The sequence below is a fragment of the Paenibacillus sp. NPDC057886 genome, assembly GCF_042796655.1.
Taxonomy (GTDB): domain Bacteria; phylum Bacillota; class Bacilli; order Paenibacillales; family Paenibacillaceae; genus Paenibacillus.
In genome coordinates this window covers 222,861-240,725 of record NZ_JBHVMZ010000004.1, presented here as the reverse complement: position 1 = coordinate 240,725, position 17,865 = coordinate 222,861, and the positions used below count along the sequence as shown (strand labels likewise).

Genomic DNA, 17,865 nt, shown 5'->3' with positions numbered 1-17,865 from the left:
AATGTACTAGCCTGAACGAAGATCAAAAATTCCGGATTACGCAGGCATCACCCCTCTCAAGAAGCAACGTTTAAATCTCTTTACTCTGATGTGCGAGAGTTCCACTTACGGTGCTGTTCCTTACATTCCAGAGATGAGAGAGTACAAGAGTGAGGAGCAGAATCAGACAAAAGCCGGCCAAAATCCAGATCGTGTTCACTACAGGCCACGCACTCATGCTCCAACCGGTTACATACTGCAGGATGGCGCCACCGATACCGCCTGAGGCAATCAGGATGCTGGTTGTGCGTTCAGTCATGCCCGGAATTAGAATGTTGGCATAGACTAGTGCGATACAGAACAGCCCTGACATGAATAATCCGGTTCCGAAGATTAGCAGATAAGTTGCCCATTGGCCGGTTACGAACACCATGGCAACGGCGAATAGAAGTGTGCCTACCGTACTCCAGATCAGGAAAGGCATGTAGTTGACGGCCTCAGCAATTCTTCCGGAAAAAAGACGACCAATAATCATGGCAATCCATAGGATGGATACGCTGAGTGAGGCGACAGACTCCTGTAACTGCAATCGTTCGACCAGGATGGAAGGCAGGAAGTTCATCAGGCCTAACTCCAGACCCATGTAAACGAAGAAGAAGATGACGAAGATCGTGAGTAGTCCCAGATGTTTTCTGGAATACTGGGCTCTGCCCGTTGCATGGCCAACTGTATTTTCTCCAGCTTGTTTCAGATAAGAAGCGGCGGAGGTGGGCATGGTCACCCATAGCAGCATGAGAATAAGGGATAACACGGAAACGGTATAAAACGTAAGATGCCAAAGATCCAGCCAAATGTATAAGGCAGCGACTGCCGGAATGAGAAGTGCTCCAAGGGCAAAGAACACATCAAGCTTGGACATGGCGACAGCTTTCTGATTTTCCGTAAATTCTATCGTAAACGCACCAACGGAGGGCTCGATGATGCCAGACCCGAACCCGACAATAATGGTTAGAAGAAGAACAACTGTCCAGGATGGCAAGAATCCGAGAACGGCATAGGCGGCCACAATACAGATCAGTGCGATGGTTAGCATGGATTTTCTGCCGATGCGGGCAGTCATAGAAGGAGCAACGAGCACCCCGACAAGAAAACCGAGGAACTGCAAAAACAACAAAAATCCGCCATCACTATAACCACGCTCATAATGTGTCAATAAAACGGGTAGAAGTGCACCGAGTACAACGCTGGTTATGCCAATTAACAGATAAAAACCGCAGCTTAAAGCGAAAATTCTTCTCATGAGTTGCCCTCCTAAGATGGATATAAATTTTATATTATGTAAATAATGTTTCTTTCGTATATAACTTATACCATAATTATGCAATTGTACATGCTTTTTATTGTAAAATAATGTTAACTTTTGGCGAATGAATGATCTTTCTCACACAAAGTTCATCCTAAAACGATTTCGTGTCGAAGCTATAAAATAGAAAAACAAAAACAAAAATGATGGTTTTCCGATATTTGCATTGTGAATCGTTAGGTACTGGCATGTAATTGATTATAATAATCATTATCAATTAATGAATAAATATATAATATCATCCTATTTATTCTCACATGCTAAAGGAGCTGCAGGTTATGAGTATTTCTGGAATTTTTCGGGAGATCTGGTCTCATCCTGTATACAATGGAAATTCAGTATCAAAGGAAACGTTGTTGGCGCTGTTGAACGTCGCCATCTGAGCGCCAAATCATCATCTGCGAGGACCGTGGATGTTTACTTGGATGGAAGCACCGGTGATAGAAGTGAAACAGAATGAGGAGCATATAGAGAAGGTGCAGTCTCATAATTCTGCTCCGGGTTATTTGGCAGTAAGTATGAAGATCAGAACGAAACCAAAGGAATTGGCAGAAGACGAAGCAGCCGTATGGTGCCTCATTCAGAACTTGAGGATTCTGGCGAAGGAGCAGGGCATTGGCCTACATATACAGCAACCAGAAACAGCACATGAGGTAGGGTGGAGGAATTGTGGAAAGTTGATTCTGGTGAACAAATTGTAGCGATACTGGGCATTGGATATACGGATACTTTTACGTCATTGAATGAAAATGCTGCAATGATTATCCGTGAACGAAGAACAGTACGCCAATTCACATCTGCCACACTGGAAGCTGAGACAGTACGGGCGTTACTGGAGCAAAGTATTCCTGAGCATGGACTTCAACCCAAAAGCTGGAGAGTTATTGAAGCGGGAACTGAAGAAGAGCGCAGACAATGGACGGACCTGATGATGGGCTTTGCCAAGGATATTTTGACCTACAAGATCATGCCGGGCAAGTTCAAAAAACTATTTTGGAAACGTACATATGATATTCCGTTCAATCTGGTGTTTGTACTTAAACACCAACCAGAGAACCCGGATGAGCCGAAGAACTCTGCCCATTTTGGAGAGGTATGCAGCGTGATGCAAAATGTTCAATTGCTGGCCTGGGAAAAAGGGATCTGGATGACATGGTCATCCAGTGATGTCATTGAGGATACTGCTTTTCGTAAAGGATTGGATATTAAGCCAGATGAGCGAATTATCGGCATTTTGCATATGGGTTACACGGCGAAACTACCGAAGGGCAAGGAGAGAACTCCGGCAGATGCGAATATTACTTATTGACTTGAATTACGTGTCCAAACAGCTTGCGCGCTTTGTCCCAATCGACGCCAAGTTTACCTTGCCAGCCAGCCCAAGGCATCTCCATATCAGAGCGGCCTTTGGTATTGGTAAGCTGCAACTCACCGTTCAGGATATGCTCGTTGTTGGTCCAATGGTCTGTACTGAGGGAGAGAACCCGATTGGGCAGCACACCTACCCTGGACAGCGCTTGAAGAATACTTCGACGAATCCCGGCGTGTCCTTTGACCAATTTCTCTGCAGTGAGTCGTTTCTCAAATTTTCCCGGAGATTCTTCGTCTTCAGCTTGATCCAGCATGTAAAGCAGTTGATTGAATGTGGTGATATCCTCGGGAGTCGGTTTAATTGGTCCTTGTTCAAGTAAGGTGACAAACTCTGTCAGATCGGCGTATGCACCTACGCTTGTCCCACTGTAATCATAACCCTGGTGAAGGGCGTAACGGATAATGGATAGATTCTTCCAGCCCTCATCGCTATGACTGAAACCGCAAACTCTGCAAGCAAGAAATTGTTCGGTCTCTTCGTAAGCATGTGGCTGCAAGTGAATCATCATATGGTAGCTTGCGAGCGTAGATATGCCTCGTGGATAACTGCCCCCGACACCTGCAATAAATGCTTGGGTAATCGTGGACCAGGAAAGATGTTCATTTTGCTGGAAAGCGATTAGTTGTTGAATGATATCATCATGGTGGATCATCTCCAGATCATTATCCACCCACCCCTGTGTAGTCAATAGCTCCTGTTCGGCAGGAGTTAGTGTATCCGTTTGATAGATCATTACTTCTCGTGCTTTGTCATAATCACCATTGGTGTGTAAATATAACTTTTTAAGCACTCTCATGCACTTTTTGTCCATGGTTAACTCCTTTCCAAAGTTTATTTTGGATTACCTATGTACCTCCGTATAACAATTCATTTGCTTCGTTTCATTATAAGTGAGATGATGTGGGATGAAAATCAGTACAAGGTACTAACCTATTGAACGAAGTGGTGGTGGAGCATGCGAATTAACAAATACATAAGTGAAACGGGATATTGCTCCCGCAGGGAAACGAACCGATTAATCGCAGCCGGGCGCATCACGATTAATGGTAAGGTGTGTGAAAAAGGTGCGGACGTAGAGCCCGAGGATATCGTGCTCATTGATGGCCAGGAGATTCCTTACAATGATCGCGAGCCTGTTTACCTTGCTCTGAATAAACCCATCGGCATTGTCTGCACCGCAGCGGAACAGGTGGAGGGAAATATCATTCAGTATGTGAATTATCCCTCGCGTATCTTTGCGATTGGCAGGCTGGATAAGGCGTCCGAGGGTTTGATTTTTCTGACGAACGACGGAGACATTGTGAACAAGATGATGCGTTCGGAGCATAACCACGACAAGGAATACGTAGTGACCGTAGACAAACCAGTGACAGACGAATTCGTACGGGCGATGTCGCAAGGGGTTGAGATTATGAATGTGGTGACGAAGCCGTGTGAGGTATATAAGCATAGTGAGAACGTATTTCGTATCATTTTGACTCAGGGGCTTAATCTGCAAATCCGCAGAATGTGCAAAGCCCTGGGTTACAGAGTGCTCAAGCTGGAGCGCATCCGAATTATGAATGTTACGCTGGCTGGACTGGAACGTGAGCAATGGAGACATCTGGAGAAGCAGGAGTTGGAGCACCTTTTATCCATGTTGAATTAGAGAATGGCATCGAAGCAATGTCCTGGCAAAATGAAGAGAGGCACTAATCCCTTAGGGATTAATGCCTCTTTTTTTGAGTTCTAGACGATGAATGAAACCATATATTATTGAATTTCTGACAACGTACTACGATAGACTTTTTTTTGTACTTTCTTCTCTGAAATAAATGATCCGAGCAACGTTAATAGAGCTCCGAGCAGCGTTATCCAGGTAATCCGTTCATGTAGAATCAGTGCAGAAGCGACGACAGTAATGACAGGCACCAAATAAATGTACACACTTGTTTTGACGGCTCCCAGAAGACTCACTGCCCGGTTCCAGGTTACAAAACATAAGGCCGAGGCACCCAGCCCGAGAAAGAGAAGGTTCGAGAGGTTGGCCATGTTGGCGAAGCGCCCAAGATCGAGGTGGAATTCGAGGAGGAACAAAGCCGGCAGCATGAATAATAGTCCATAAAAGAATACTTTGCGTGTAGCACCGATGGTGTGATAGGAAAGTTCACCTATTTTGCGCATAAGTACAGAGTAGATCGCCCATACAGCAGGTGCCACAAAAGCGAGCAGATCCCCCAGCGGATTCAGTTGCAGAATGAAACTGCCGTTAAGCCCAATGAGGATGATGCCAGTCAAGGCAATGGCGAAGCCCACGATAAATTGCTTGTGCAATCTCTCTCCATCCAGGAAGAAATGTGCAAGGACTGCGGTAAAGAAAGGGGCAATTGAAACAATAACACCTACATTGGAAGCGAGGGTGTACACCAGTGCAATATTTTCAATGAGAAAATATAACGTAACCCCGCATAATCCAGCACCGATAAACAGCATTTCTTCTCGGAGTGAGGTGATTCGCATCAACCTCGGATAGATCAGGAAGAGCACCACATAGCCGATCACGAAACGGAAAAAGAGAATCTCCACCGGGGTGAAATCGATCAGCAGCACCTTGGTGGAGATAAACGTTGTTCCCCAGATCAGGATCGTAAGTAAGGCTAGCAGGTGTCCAGTGGAGATTTTGTTCTGACCTGTCATGACAAGTTATCCGCTGTACGCTGCTTGGAATCCACTTCATGGTTGAAGATGCGTCTGTATTGCTTGGGCGTCAGGCCAATCAGCTTTTTGAAAAAATTCGTAAAATGACTCTGGTCACTGAAACCTGTTTGCGCGGCGACCTCAATCGGGAGCTGGCCTTGTTCCAATAGCCGTTTGGCCTGATTGATGCGAATCGTTTCCAGGTAGCGATAGGGAGAGATCCCTTTTTGACGAGTGAATAAACGCAATAGATGGTATTTGCTCAGCCCTGTTAACTCGACTAATTGGTTCAGCGTAATGCTATCCATATAATGAGTCTCGATGTACTCGCATATGCGTCTAATCTCGATGGTGACGTCCTGAGCGGAAATGGGCGGTTCGGCATCCGCATATTCTCTCATCAGCTGTTCCAGCAGAAAGAGCAGTAGTTCTTCTTTGTGAAAGTCCGATTGCTCTTCCAAAATCATCTGATGCAGCTCATGTAGGGAAGCGACATGTTCGCTTTGATAGAGAACAGGGGAAGTAAACCGGGGCAAGTAATCTTGTCCGGTAATTTCCTGTACATAATGGCGCATGACCTCAGGTTGAACGTTGATGCAGCGATAATCCAGGGTTCTGCCGTCCACTTGTTCGCAGGCATGGGGATCATGCGGATTAAAAATAATCATGTCACCAGTGTTCAGGATATATTCTTCGTTATTACATACGAGATGGCGCTTGCCTTGCTCAATAAATCCAATGACGTAATAGTCATGAAAATGATTAGGAAATTTCTGCATAATACCTTCGAATTGATAAGCTTCGAGCTGTAAATCGGTATCGAACACGACGGTTCGCACTTCGCGAGTCACCTGCGGCACCTTCTTTCTGGTAAGTTAAATGTCATTATAATATGAAAAGAAGGGACTTTCTTGGACGATATTGCTCGCTCTGATTTGTTCATACGTGTAAAAAACCAAAATACCCGCTGTCCCTTCTAAAGGGTATCCCGAGTATTTTGGTTCAATTATAGCTCATTTAACGCATAACAGTATGAATTTGGACCTGAATTATTCTTATAGCAACGTAGCAAGCGCTTCTGGCAAAAAGGCCTGAATTTCATTAACGCGGCCATCACGGATTTTCACAGCCCATGCCGGATCAGCCAGTAGTGCGCGTCCAACGGCAACCAGATCAAATTCCTTCTGTTCCAACCGATGAAGAAGATCATCCAAATCCTTGTGTCCTGCACCTTTACCTTCCGTATAGAGACTGGTAAATTCATCATCCAGACCGACAGAGCCCACGGCTATCGTTGGTTTGCCTGTCAGTTTTTTCACCCAGCCGGCAAATCCAAGTTCCGAACCTTCATATTCCGGCTCCCAGAAACGGCGTGTGGAGCAATGGAATATATCGACACCGGCCTCTACCAGCACATTCAGGAACAGCTCCAGCTTATCCGGTGTATCCAGCGGTTTGACGTAATAATCACTCATTTTCCACTGCGACAAACGAATGGCAATCGGGTAATCGGGACCCACGGCAGCACGAATCGCTTGAATAAGTTCGGTAGCGAATTGCGTACGCTTGATAAGGTCACCGCCGTAGCGGTCTGTCCTTGTATTCGTTTTGTCCCAGAAGAATTGGTCAACCAGGTAACCATGTGCTCCTTGAATTTCGATACCGTCAAATCCAAGCCGTTTGGCATGAACTGCTGCGTTCACAAAAGCTTGAATGATGTTGGCGATTTCTTCCTCGGTCATTGGTGCACTGATCAAGTTTCCCTCAAGATCTATACCTGACGGACCAATGGACGGAGCTTCCGGATGAGGCTGTGATCCCGCTGGACGAGCCATACCCATAAGCCAGAGCTGTGGAAAAATTTTGCCTCCGGCTTCATGAACTTGTCTGACGACTTCTGCCCAGCCGTTCAATGCTTCCTCACCATGAAAACGGGGCACACGCGGTTCGCTGGTTGCCGCCGGATGATCAATGGTTACACCTTCGGTAATAATAAGTCCGACGCCGTTTTCGGCACGTCTGCGATAATAAGCCGCTACATCGGAGCCCGGTACACCATCCGGTGAGAAAGCTCGACCCATAGCGGGCATAACGATACGAGACTTCAGGGTTAAGTTATGAATTGTATAAGGTTGAAACAGATTTTCAGTAGATTGAACTTGTTGCTGCTGATGATTACTCAAGTAAAACACCTCCATAATAGTGCACCTCCAAGCGGGGTACGAGTGCAATATTATCAATGGAGAGTGCCTGTATCAACCGACGATTTAACCAATGTGTTGCTTAAGCGAAGCGAACCGTTATAATGTTGGTTTAACCCCGGATTACTTGTTGACCTAACAGGAGCTATCTATAATAGGTACATTAAGAAGTTTCATTACAAGATTGATTAGAAGGGGCACTTTGTATATGTCAGGTGAGTTTTCTCCAAATCCCAATGATCCACGGGTGATCCGAACCCGTCAATTAATTCAGGATGCGTTTTTTTATCATTTGAATAAAAAGGATTTCTCAGCCATCACGGTTCAGGATATTACGCAAAAGGCGACGATTAACCGGGCCACATTTTATGCCCATTTTGCAGACAAATATGAACTGCTTGAGTCCGTTTTGTCCTTCGCCTTTCAAGAATATGTGCTCAATCAAATTGATGTAGAGGCGCATTTGACAGAAGAGACCCTGAAGCAACTGGTAATTTCGTTATGTAATTATCATGATTCAAGCAACCAATGTATCAAGAAATATGAGTCCGTAGCGCCAATCTTTGAAGAAAACATTAAGGCCCAGTTAGAGAAGCTTGTTCTGGAGCTTGCCATGAGTCAAACAGATGATGCAGAGCCACCCAAAACATTGGCGTATTTGGCAACGATGCTGAGCTGGTCCATCTACGGGGTGACGTATCGCTGGAATTTGGAGGAAAGGCAGGAATCCCCTGCTGAATTGGCCGAGCGAGTGGTGCCATTTATGATGAATGGAACAGGTTTGCTGAATTAACGAACGGTAGAATAGAAGGATAGAGCATATCTATAAGGATAAAGGTAGAGAAAAAGAGCAGAAGAAATCTGCTCTTTTTGTTTTGATTTTATCTATAGAAAATATAGTGAAGTTTATCTATCGATAAAGGAATATAGGTGAAATGAATACACATGAAATGAATTTACGTAGACAACTTCAACGGAAGGCTTGTTAAAGATTGTCCGGCCGCAGAAGCGGTCAGATTTTCCTCCAGATTGAATCCTTCCACGGGTACAATGCTGGTGAAAGTTTTTAGAAATGTGGTCAATACAATTTTGGCCTCCAGACGAGCCAGTGGTGCCCCCAGGCAGAAGTGAGTACCAAAACCAAACGCAAGCTGTTTATTATTGTTTGATCGATGAATATTCAAGTTGAACGGATCTTCAAACATGTTCTCATCCATATTGGCTGCACTCATCCACGCCACGATAGCGTCTCCCTTTTTCAGCTCAACACCAAGCATATTGTTATCCTCTTTGACCATGCGGTCCATTTTGCTGATGTGAAAGCGATATCTCAGCATTTCCTCTACTGCGGCCGGAACAAGCTCAAGGTTATCCCTGAGTTCGGCATACAATTCCGGTTGGTCATATAAAAGGGCGTAGAACGAGTTGGCCAGCAAATTACTGGTCGTTTCGATACCGGCTCCCAAAATAAACATGGTGGTTCGCACAATCTCTTCATCCGTAAAGTACTCACCATCCAACTCAACCTGGATCAGGTCTGATATGATATCTTCTCCCAGATTGGATCTTTTGGACACGACGAAAGGATATAAGTACTTGAAATATTCTTCCCCGGCAATCTTCTTCAATTGGTTGATTTGATCAAAAGTGGCATCGGTAGAAGGCATAAACATGGTGTCCACCCAATCTTTGAACAAATGACGATCTTTGGAAGGAATGCCGAGCAGGTCAGACATGATAATGACAGGAAACATGCTCGTATAAGCTTCAACAATGTCCACTTCCGATTGATGTTCAAATTCTCTGATCAGTTCTTCGGCCACAGCCTCTATTCTCGGTTCCCAGAGCTTGAGACTTCTTGGTGTAAAAGCACTGGCGAGTAAGGATCTCCGCTTGCGATGTTCCGGGGGATCTACGTTGTGAATATCCAGCTTGTCCGGCATGTGATGTTCGCTGTCCGCACCTTCTTCTTCACTTGAATATCCCACGTTAACAATTGATCTTTTTCTCACACTGGAGAAGTGCTCGTGATCATTAAGCACGGTTTTGACAAGATCATACCTGAATACATGCCAGGAATCGGTCTCTTCATTGTAAATGACAGATTCCTGATTCAACATGCTGCGATACCAACGGTAGGGACTGAATTCTTCTTCTTTCGATTGGAAATTCGTGATCTCAGAGAGAGAAATAATAGAGCTCTTCGTCATTCGTTTCGCCTCCTTGGTTGGTCTCATTGACAAATATAACAAATAAGAGTACTTTAATTCAAGTAGTTTAAATTAAAAACAACAAGGTGGAGTAGAGAGTGAAGAACATACTGAAGCACGGAGGAGTCAAGGCAGGCATATTCATGATCATTTTTTATCAAATTGTAATGTTGACCGTTTTTATGTCGGGGTATAGCGCAATCCCCAAAAATGTAACCAATCTTACCGTTGCCATTGTCAACGAGGACCAGCAATCCGGTACTGAATTTGTACAAAAATTGCAGGAACAATTGCCATTTACGATAGTAACCAACGAATCATTGGAACAAGCGAAAACGGGCCTTGAAGACCGGGATATCCATATGATCATACGTATACCGGGTGATTTTACGGAGAAACTGTCTGAACAGGGCGGTAAAGCTCAGCTGCAGTACCTGATTAATGAATCGAACCCAACAACAATCACGAGCACCATGAAAAATGTTGCTGCTGAAATTACCGCAGAGATGGGCGCACAGGTTCAGGCACAGAGCTTCGAGGGTGTACTGAGCAGTATGCAGGTTCCTGCGGAGCAGTCGAAGCAGATTGTGGAATCCACCATGGGCAAAGTATCATCCGACATCGTTATGAGCAACCCGCAGCCAGCAGGCATGCAGAATCAGATGGCACCGATGTTCATCACCATGGCGCTCTATGTTGGAGCCATGATCTACGCGATGCAAAGCATTGGCGGAATGAAGCAACTGCAAGGAGAGATGGGGAAATGGAGAGCATTCTTTGCAATGCGAGGTACGAACCTGCTTGTTTCCATCCTTGCTCCACTTGTAGGGATCGGCATTTATTTTATGGTGCAGGGGTATGGAGTTGAAGTATTTATGAAAATGTGGATGGTACACAGCTTGCAGCTGTTTGTGTCGATTGAGTTCACAAGCATCTTTATCATGCTTCTCGGTCAAGGCGGAATGCTGATCAATATGATATTTGTACTCAGTCAATCCATTGCTAACGGGACGTCCATGTCACCGGAGATGATGCCAGGTTATTTCAAATTCGTGAGTCAGATCACACCGATGTTCTATTCAACACATCTGGATTATAATATTCTCTTCGGCGGAGGGAAAACGGTAGAATATGCGGTCGGACTGGCACTGGTGGGATTGGGAGCCTTTGTTATCAATACGGCCATTCATCATTTCAAAAAAGCCAAGCAGACCGATACGACACAGGAGTCTGTACAACAGCCCGTTATGATATAAAATAGAATGTATGAGGGTAGGCGATTAGAAAGAAGCTGTACCCTTGGATGAGCAGAATGGGGGCAGTCACAATGTCGATTCAAATATTTATACTCGGTGCACTAAGTGAGGGGAATTATTATCCCTATGATATTAAGAAACGAATTGGGAAACATCTGGATCAAACGGATGCCAAAATTACCGAAGGCACCATTTATTATAATTTTGAAGTGTTGCTGAAGAAGGGCCTGATTGAGAAGGTAGAAACGATCCAGACTGAAAATCGACCAGACAAAACGACATATGGCATCACCGAAAAAGGACGTCAGTCCCTTGAACAGAGCATATATAAGGTGTTCCAGAAGTTTACGAACGTACAGTCTTTGTACGCTGCGTTGGTCCATTTGGATAAAGTGGATAATCAGAAGATCGCGTATTTAATTGAGGATATTATTGAGAAGATGAATAAAAGGCTGGAATATATTGATTCTCATACACCTCAGGAGATTGATGTGCAGGAGGATCTGAAAGATGCACTGTTGTTGATGCGAGATCACGCTTACCACTCGATTCAGAGTGATATGATCTGGCTTCAGAAGCTGCTGCATCATGTTCAGAGCAGAGTATTAGAAAGCTAAATAACTCGTTAATGGAATGAGGATGAGAAGATAATGTATGAACATTTGGTCGTATTCAAATTAAACGATACAATCACTCCGGTCAAACAGCAGGAATTGGTGGCTCAATTGCTCGCGTTACAGGAACAGATTCCTGGAATTGTGGATCTCACCGCAGGTATTAATGTAACAGAGGAGACAGATCATATTCAGGGCTTCACACTTGGCCTGAGAGTGACGTTTGAAGATCAGGAAGCGCTGCGTGCTTATGGCCCGCATCCTGCTCATCAGGCTTTTGTAGCTTCCTTGAATGAGTGGGTGGAAAATGTGATTGTGGTCGATTATCCGATCTGAGTCTGCGCCATTGTCCATAACCAATTATGCATGTGAAGTTGCCATTCGGTGACTTTCAAATGATCAGGTTAGCCAGAATTTTCTGGCTGGCCTTTTTTATGTTTTCGATTGGGATGGAATCGGGAGAAGCGAAGCTATGATTTTTTTATGTGAGATAATATAACAAGTGAAGGAGTTGTGCTCATTCCTTTTTGTACAAAATGCCCAACATAATGAGTTCTCTTTATAACCTGCAACAATTCTATGTTATGAATCATGGAACTTCCTCCAATTGTTTATATAATGTGAATCAACATAACATGATTTTTGCAGCAGTAAAGTAATTCTAAATTACAGGGGGCAGGTAGGGATGAGAGAAACCAAGAAAATGAGGGTTTTTTCACTGGGAATTCAGCACATATTGGCGATGTATGCCGGGGCGATTTTGGTTCCACTGCTTGTGGGAAGGGCGTTAAACCTGACAGCAGAACAATTGGCGTATCTGGTATCGATTGACCTGTTAACCTGTGGTATCGCGACATGGCTTCAAGCACGCAAAGGGAAATATTTGGGGATTGGCTTGCCAGCGGTTCTTGGAAGCTCATTTGTTGCTGTGACTCCCATGATTGCGATTGGATCACAATATGGAATTCCGGCTATTTATGGTTCCATTATTGCAGCAGGCATATTCATCGTTATATGTGCTGTCTTCTTTAGTAAAATCGTCAAACTGTTTCCTCCTGTCGTGATTGGAACAGTCGTAACGATTATTGGTCTGGCGCTGATTCCAACGGGCATCAAGAACATGGCAGGTGGAGCAAACAGCGAGAATTTCGGAAGTCTGGACAATCTGGCTCTCTCATTCGGGGTATTGCTTTTTATACTAGTGTTGAATCGATATGCTCGCGGCTTTGTCAAATCCCTCGCAGTTCTCCTCGGTATTATTGTGGATATCCTCGTTGCAGCCCTTATGGGGAAAGTGAATTTCAGCTCTGTATCGGAAGCCTCCTGGTTCCATTTGCCCCAGCCCTTTTACTTTGGATGGCCTACCTTCGAGATCGGTCCTATCATTACAATGATTATTGTCGGCACGGTTGTCATTATTGAGTCTACAGGTGTGTTTATGGCCTTGAGCAAAATCTGCGATCAGCCGATTAACGAAAAGGATCTGGCACGAGGATATCGTGCAGAAGGTCTGGCGTTTGTGCTTGGTGGAATCTTCAATGCTTTTCCTTATAACACATTTGCCCAGAATGTCGGTTTGGTTCAGCTCTCCAAGGTGAAAACGACCAATGTGGTTGTTGCAGCCGGAGGTATTCTGATTTTTCTCGGACTCATCCCCAAAGTTGCGGCATTCGCAACGATTATCCCCAGCGCGGTACTCGGCGGGGCAACGGTGGTTCTGTTCGGCATGGTGGTCTCATCCGGGATTAAAATGCTGCAACATGTGGATTTCAGCAAGCAATCCAATCTGTTAATCGTTGCTTGTTCGGTTTCACTCGGTCTTGGCGTCACGGCTGTGCCTGATCTGTTTGCCCAGCTGCCTCAAAGTATCCGCATTATTGTTGGTGATGGTATTATCACAGGCAGTCTGTGCGCCATCCTGCTCAATGTTTTCTTTAACCTCGGATTTAAAGAGGAGAGTCTGCCCGTACAGCCCGTACAGGCTCAGGAAGCACATACGTAAGATTGTCTGATTAACAGGCATATAATCTGAATAAATGAAACAGACCCAAGATGGTATTGATTGAGGTGGAATGATCGGAATGACTCCCCCTCGCCAATGAACCTCTTGGGTTTTTATGTTGGGTTGAACTGCTGAGAAGCAGTGGAGTGCTTTACACAACATGCCCCGGAAGCTTTTCACCTGTAATGAGTTCGAAAAGTTTTGCAGATTTCTGCTTAGTTAATTGAACATAAGTAGGCTGGCTTTCTCAATCTGATCCCCCCTTGAAACTTAAACAGTGCCCCGGGTATGAAAGTTACAGCAGGATGAATGCAAAAGGCATATAAATATGCTAAAGTTTCATCATGAACATGCTACATGTTCTTTCCGTTGAATTTCCATGCGACTACATAAATGAGCATTGGTTCACAAGGCTAAAATAAAAACGAAGGGATATCCTGATATCGCTTGGTTACAGAAAAGGAGTTGTGATCACATGCAACAAGACACACGAATAGAAGGATGGCATTTTGACAACAGTTATGCACGATTGCCGCAAACCTTTTTTACGAGTCAGGGAGCTGAGCCAGTTCAATCACCGAAGATGATTATCTTCAATACGTTGCTTGCTGCCAGCCTGGGCCTGAATGTTGAGGCTCTCAACAGTGATGAAGGAGCGGAGGTCTTTGCAGGTAACCTGATTCCGGAAGGAGCCGAGCCTCTGGCTCAGGCATATGCGGGTCATCAGTTCGGCAATTTTAACATGCTTGGTGATGGACGGGCTTTGCTGCTGGGAGAACAGATCACGCCACAAGGCGAGCGGGTGGATATCCAGCTGAAAGGTTCGGGGAGAACGCCATATTCCCGCGCAGGCGATGGACGTGCTGCTGTTGGACCCATGCTGCGTGAATACATTATTAGTGAAGCGATGTATGCACTGAGTATCCCAACGACACGAAGTCTGGCAGTGGTTTCTACCGGAGAAAGCATTATACGAGAAACAGAACGGCCGGGTGCAATCTTGACGCGAGTCGCCTCCAGTCACTTGCGTGTTGCAACCTTTCAATATGCAGCCAGTGGTGCATCAAAGGATGATCTCCGGGCACTGGCTGACTATACACTGAAACGTCATTTTCCCGATATTGCCGAAGCCGACAATCGCTATCTCCAGTTGCTTCAGGAAGTCATTCGGCGGCAGGCTTCACTTATCGCTAAGTGGCAACAGGTTGGTTTCATTCATGGCGTAATGAACACGGATAATATGGCTATTAGTGGTGAGACGATTGATTATGGACCATGTGCATTTATGGATGCCTACGATCCTTCGACGGTATTTAGCTCCATTGATACACAAGGTCGGTATGCCTATGGCAATCAGCCTTATATAGGCGGCTGGAATTTGGCCCGGTTTGCCGAGACGCTTCTGCCATTACTGCATGAGAATGAAGAAGAGGCGGTGCAAATCGCCCAGGATGCAATTGCACAATTTTCTGAATGGTATCACCACCACTGGCTCTCTGGTATGCGGAGCAAGCTGGGTCTGTTTAATGAAGAGGTTGAGGATGAAGCGCTTATCAGGGATCTTCTTGAACTGATGGAGAAACATCGTGCGGATTATACGAATACGTTTCTGGCGCTGACCTTTGATACACCGCTCAAGGGATCACCGTTGTTGGATACTCCAGAGTTTGCGGAGTGGAATGAGCGTCGCCAGGCAAGATTGGGCAGACAGCAGGAAGGGAAAGAAGAATCGCAGCAATTGATGAAATCTAACAACCCGGCGGTGATTCCTCGTAATCATCGGGTGGAAGAAGCACTGGACCGAGCGGAGAATCACGGAGATCTTAGTGTGATGGAGAAACTTCTTGCTGTCCTATCCAACCCGTTTGCACATTCTCCCGAACAGGCTGAGTACGCGGAACTGCCTGCACAGTGCAATACCTCCTACCAGACTTTCTGTGGAACCTGATTTAAAAGTGTTGTGAAGAGGCTGCCATTGGCAGCTTTTTCATTATCATGCCCACAGGAGCTTGAACAGCTGTATACACTGGATCAGCAATTTTGGAACAATGAAGATCAGATCGCAGAAAAGGCTTAAGCATATTATTATGAAAAGTTGAACATGATGTCTTTATAAACTTTGGCGCAGGCACTCATCTCTTGTTCTATCTGAAGATTAAATACTTGGCCTTGCAATGATATTAACGTTCGGCTATACTGGCTATAAATTGAATACATGATTTACGTTGATAGAGCGCAGTAGCGGCTTTGTCCCTGTTACAGAAAGTCAGGGGTTGATGGAACCTGATACATACAAGGGCTGCGAATTACACTCTGGAGTACTTGGGTAATGCCAAGCGGAATGGCAAACGATATTTTGCCGAAAGCGGTATGGACAGCGTATGAATTGTTGTCTGTGCAAGTTGGGTGGTACCACGGTTATGATAATCGTCCCTATGTCTATTGAAGACAAGGCGGCGATTTTTTTGTGTCCAAAAAAAGCCTCACCTGGCTTAGCTCCTTGTGAATTAACGTAGATCATGGCCTAATACCAATGCATTGAGAAGGGGTTGTTTGTTTTGAATATTATTGATGAACTGGAATGGCGCGACGCCATTAATCAACAGACGGATGCGGAGGGTCTGCGTGAGCTGACTGAGACAACGTCGGTTTCCTTGTACTGCGGGGTTGACCCTACAGGAGACAGCATGCATATCGGACATTTGATTCCGTTCATGATGCTGAAACGTTTCCAACTCGCTGGCCACCGTCCAGTGATTCTAATTGGTGGGGCAACAGGAACTATTGGTGACCCAAGTGGTCGTCAATCGGAACGTTCTCTGCAAACGTTGGAAGAGGTACAGGCCAATGTGGACGCTCTGACTGCACAAATGAAAAAGCTTTTCGTTACGGATGGCGACAATCAGGTACGTATGGTCAACAACTATGATTGGACACACAAAATCAATGTGATTGAATTTTTGCGTGACTACGGTAAAAACTTTAACCTCAACACAATGCTGGCTAAAGATGTCGTTGCGAGCAGACTGGAAGACGGAATTTCGTTTACCGAGTTTTCCTACCAGATTCTGCAATCGCTCGATTACCTGCACCTGTTCCAACACGAGGATGTACAGCTGCAAATCGGCGGTTCCGATCAATGGGGCAATATTACAAGCGGTCTGGACCTGATCCGTAAAAAAGAAGGACCAGAAGCTAAAGCTTACGGTCTAACGATCCCGCTTATGCTCAAATCCGACGGAACGAAATTCGGTAAATCTGCAGGCGGGTCCATCTGGCTTGATGCGAATAAAACGACTCCATTCGAATTCTACCAGTTCTGGGCGAACACCGATGATCGTGATGTAATCAAATACCTGAAATACTTCACATTCCTAAGCAAAGAAGAGATTGAAGCTTTGGCTGAAAAGGTAGAAACGGAGCCACATAAGCGTGAAGCACAAAAGGCACTCGCTGAAGAAATGACGAAATTTGTTCACGGTGACGATATGCTGGAGCAGGCCAAACGCATTACCGCAGCACTGTTCAGCGGAGACATTCGTTCACTTACAGCAGACGAAATCGAGCAGGGCTTCAAAGAAATGCCGACCTTCGAAACGGATGGTGAAGCGAAAAATATTGTAGACTGGCTCGTGGATCTGGGCCTGGAGCCATCCAAACGTCAGGCGCGTGAGGATGTCACCAAAGGGGCTATCTCCATGAATGGTGAGAAAGTTACGGAGCTGGAATTCACGGTCTCTGCAGAGCACGCCATCGGCGGTAAATTCATCATTATCCGCAAAGGCAAGAAAAACTACAGTCTGGTGAAATTGAAGTAGCAACAACACAAAAGGACCTTCCCCAATCATGTCAATGACATTATGGAGACGGTCCTTTTTACATTCCATCCGCAAATGGATTATGAGTTATTAATTTATTGATTCACAATCGCTGTGATCTCTTCATCCAGATCCAGTCTTACATTCTCACGGTAAGCCCGAATGTCGTATTCACTGTGCAGGTAGCGCAGGATCGCTTCAATCATGTTGGATTCGACCAGGTACTGACTGCGGCCCTGAATCCATACTTCAGCGGAATATCCCGTATCTTCTTCCCAGCTCAGTTCCACATTGACATCGGTTGGGCGAACACCCTTGCGTTCAGCCATGTGAATACAGATCGCGTTGACAATTTCATCCATGCTTAGAACCAT

17 protein-coding genes and 1 other annotated feature are annotated in these 17,865 nt (G+C 45.2%); of the genes, 10 read left to right on the top strand and 7 right to left on the bottom strand.

Translation table 11 applies throughout. From position 1 onward, the window contains the following. Positions 1-70 precede the first annotated feature (70 nt). Positions 71-1,279 (bottom strand): MFS transporter, encoded by a 1,209-nt coding sequence (locus ACFVQB_RS15320; protein WP_379440588.1) that lies wholly within the window; start codon positions 1,277-1,279, stop codon positions 71-73. Positions 1,280-1,755: 476 nt separating this feature from the next. On the opposite strand from ACFVQB_RS15320, the gene ACFVQB_RS15315 reads away from it, so the two are divergent. Together ACFVQB_RS15315 and ACFVQB_RS15310 are read left to right on the top strand one after the other, a co-directional pair. Next, complete coding sequence (locus ACFVQB_RS15315) at positions 1,756-2,043, top strand: nitroreductase family protein (protein ID WP_379440586.1); 288 nt, start codon at positions 1,756-1,758, stop codon at positions 2,041-2,043. Further along, a complete protein-coding gene (locus tag ACFVQB_RS15310) occupies positions 2,010-2,651 on the top strand; it encodes a nitroreductase family protein (protein WP_379440583.1) in 642 nt (213 codons plus the stop codon). Before ACFVQB_RS15315 ends, ACFVQB_RS15310 begins: the two co-directional genes overlap by 34 nt. Here the strand turns inward: ACFVQB_RS15310 and ACFVQB_RS15305 are convergent. Further along, positions 2,641-3,525, bottom strand: a complete 885-nt coding sequence (locus ACFVQB_RS15305; protein ID WP_379440580.1) for a hypothetical protein — start codon at positions 3,523-3,525, stop codon at positions 2,641-2,643. The genes ACFVQB_RS15310 and ACFVQB_RS15305 overlap by 11 nt on opposite strands. Positions 3,526-3,669: 144 nt before the next feature. Here ACFVQB_RS15305 and ACFVQB_RS15300 point away from each other — a divergent pair, with 144 nt between their 5' ends. Beyond that, positions 3,670-4,362, top strand: a complete 693-nt coding sequence (locus ACFVQB_RS15300; protein WP_379440577.1) for a pseudouridine synthase — start codon at positions 3,670-3,672, stop codon at positions 4,360-4,362. Between the two features lie 104 nt (positions 4,363-4,466). On the opposite strand, the gene ACFVQB_RS15295 is transcribed toward ACFVQB_RS15300, so the two are convergent. The 3 genes from ACFVQB_RS15295 to ACFVQB_RS15285 form a co-directional block, all read right to left on the bottom strand. After that, the gene (locus ACFVQB_RS15295; protein WP_379440575.1) at positions 4,467-5,390 is read right to left on the bottom strand and encodes a DMT family transporter; all 924 of its coding nucleotides are present in this window, start codon (positions 5,388-5,390) and stop codon (positions 4,467-4,469) included. After that, entirely contained in the window at positions 5,387-6,241 is an 855-nt protein-coding gene (locus ACFVQB_RS15290) for an AraC family ligand binding domain-containing protein (protein WP_379440572.1), read from the bottom strand. Before ACFVQB_RS15290 ends, ACFVQB_RS15295 begins: the two co-directional genes overlap by 4 nt. Positions 6,242-6,445: 204 nt before the next feature. Further along, a complete protein-coding gene (locus ACFVQB_RS15285; RefSeq protein WP_379440569.1) occupies positions 6,446-7,573 on the bottom strand; it encodes an NADH:flavin oxidoreductase in 1,128 nt (375 codons plus the stop codon). Positions 7,574-7,799: 226 nt separating this feature from the next. Here ACFVQB_RS15285 and ACFVQB_RS15280 point away from each other — a divergent pair, with 226 nt between their 5' ends. Then, entirely contained in the window at positions 7,800-8,384 is a 585-nt protein-coding gene (locus ACFVQB_RS15280; RefSeq protein ID WP_379440566.1) for a TetR/AcrR family transcriptional regulator, read from the top strand. A 163-nt stretch (positions 8,385-8,547) separates the two neighbouring features. Here ACFVQB_RS15280 and ACFVQB_RS15275 read toward each other — a convergent pair whose 3' ends face one another. Continuing rightward, positions 8,548-9,801: a cytochrome P450 gene (locus tag ACFVQB_RS15275; RefSeq protein ID WP_379440563.1), complete on the bottom strand. Its 1,254-nt coding sequence runs from the start codon at positions 9,799-9,801 to the stop codon at positions 8,548-8,550. A gap of 98 nt (positions 9,802-9,899) precedes the next feature. Between ACFVQB_RS15275 and ACFVQB_RS15270 the strand changes: the two genes are divergently transcribed. The 6 genes from ACFVQB_RS15270 to tyrS all read left to right on the top strand — a co-directional run bounded on the left by ACFVQB_RS15270 (position 9,900) and on the right by tyrS (position 17,491). Then, positions 9,900-11,057, top strand: coding sequence for a YhgE/Pip domain-containing protein (locus ACFVQB_RS15270; protein WP_379440560.1), 1,158 nt, complete (start codon positions 9,900-9,902; stop codon positions 11,055-11,057). A 71-nt stretch (positions 11,058-11,128) separates the two neighbouring features. Further along, complete coding sequence (locus ACFVQB_RS15265; RefSeq protein WP_379440557.1) at positions 11,129-11,674, top strand: PadR family transcriptional regulator; 546 nt, start codon at positions 11,129-11,131, stop codon at positions 11,672-11,674. A 33-nt stretch (positions 11,675-11,707) separates the two neighbouring features. Further along, complete coding sequence (locus ACFVQB_RS15260) at positions 11,708-12,007, top strand: Dabb family protein (RefSeq protein ID WP_379440555.1); 300 nt, start codon at positions 11,708-11,710, stop codon at positions 12,005-12,007. 349 nt (positions 12,008-12,356) lie between these two features. Further along, the gene (locus ACFVQB_RS15255) at positions 12,357-13,673 is read left to right on the top strand and encodes a nucleobase:cation symporter-2 family protein (protein ID WP_379440552.1); all 1,317 of its coding nucleotides are present in this window, start codon (positions 12,357-12,359) and stop codon (positions 13,671-13,673) included. A 475-nt stretch (positions 13,674-14,148) separates the two neighbouring features. Next, positions 14,149-15,621 carry a protein adenylyltransferase SelO gene (locus tag ACFVQB_RS15250; RefSeq protein WP_379440549.1) on the top strand — a complete coding sequence of 491 codons (1,473 nt, stop codon included), beginning with the start codon at positions 14,149-14,151 and terminating at the stop codon, positions 15,619-15,621. Positions 15,622-15,889: 268 nt separating this feature from the next. Beyond that, positions 15,890-16,111 (top strand) — a binding site (T-box leader). A gap of 120 nt (positions 16,112-16,231) precedes the next feature. Further along, positions 16,232-17,491 carry a tyrosine--tRNA ligase gene (tyrS, locus tag ACFVQB_RS15245; protein ID WP_063563092.1) on the top strand — a complete coding sequence of 420 codons (1,260 nt, stop codon included), beginning with the start codon at positions 16,232-16,234 and terminating at the stop codon, positions 17,489-17,491. A 95-nt stretch (positions 17,492-17,586) separates the two neighbouring features. Here tyrS and ACFVQB_RS15240 read toward each other — a convergent pair whose 3' ends face one another. Next, positions 17,587-17,865 carry a YxcD family protein gene (locus ACFVQB_RS15240; RefSeq protein WP_024630486.1) on the bottom strand — a complete coding sequence of 93 codons (279 nt, stop codon included), beginning with the start codon at positions 17,863-17,865 and terminating at the stop codon, positions 17,587-17,589.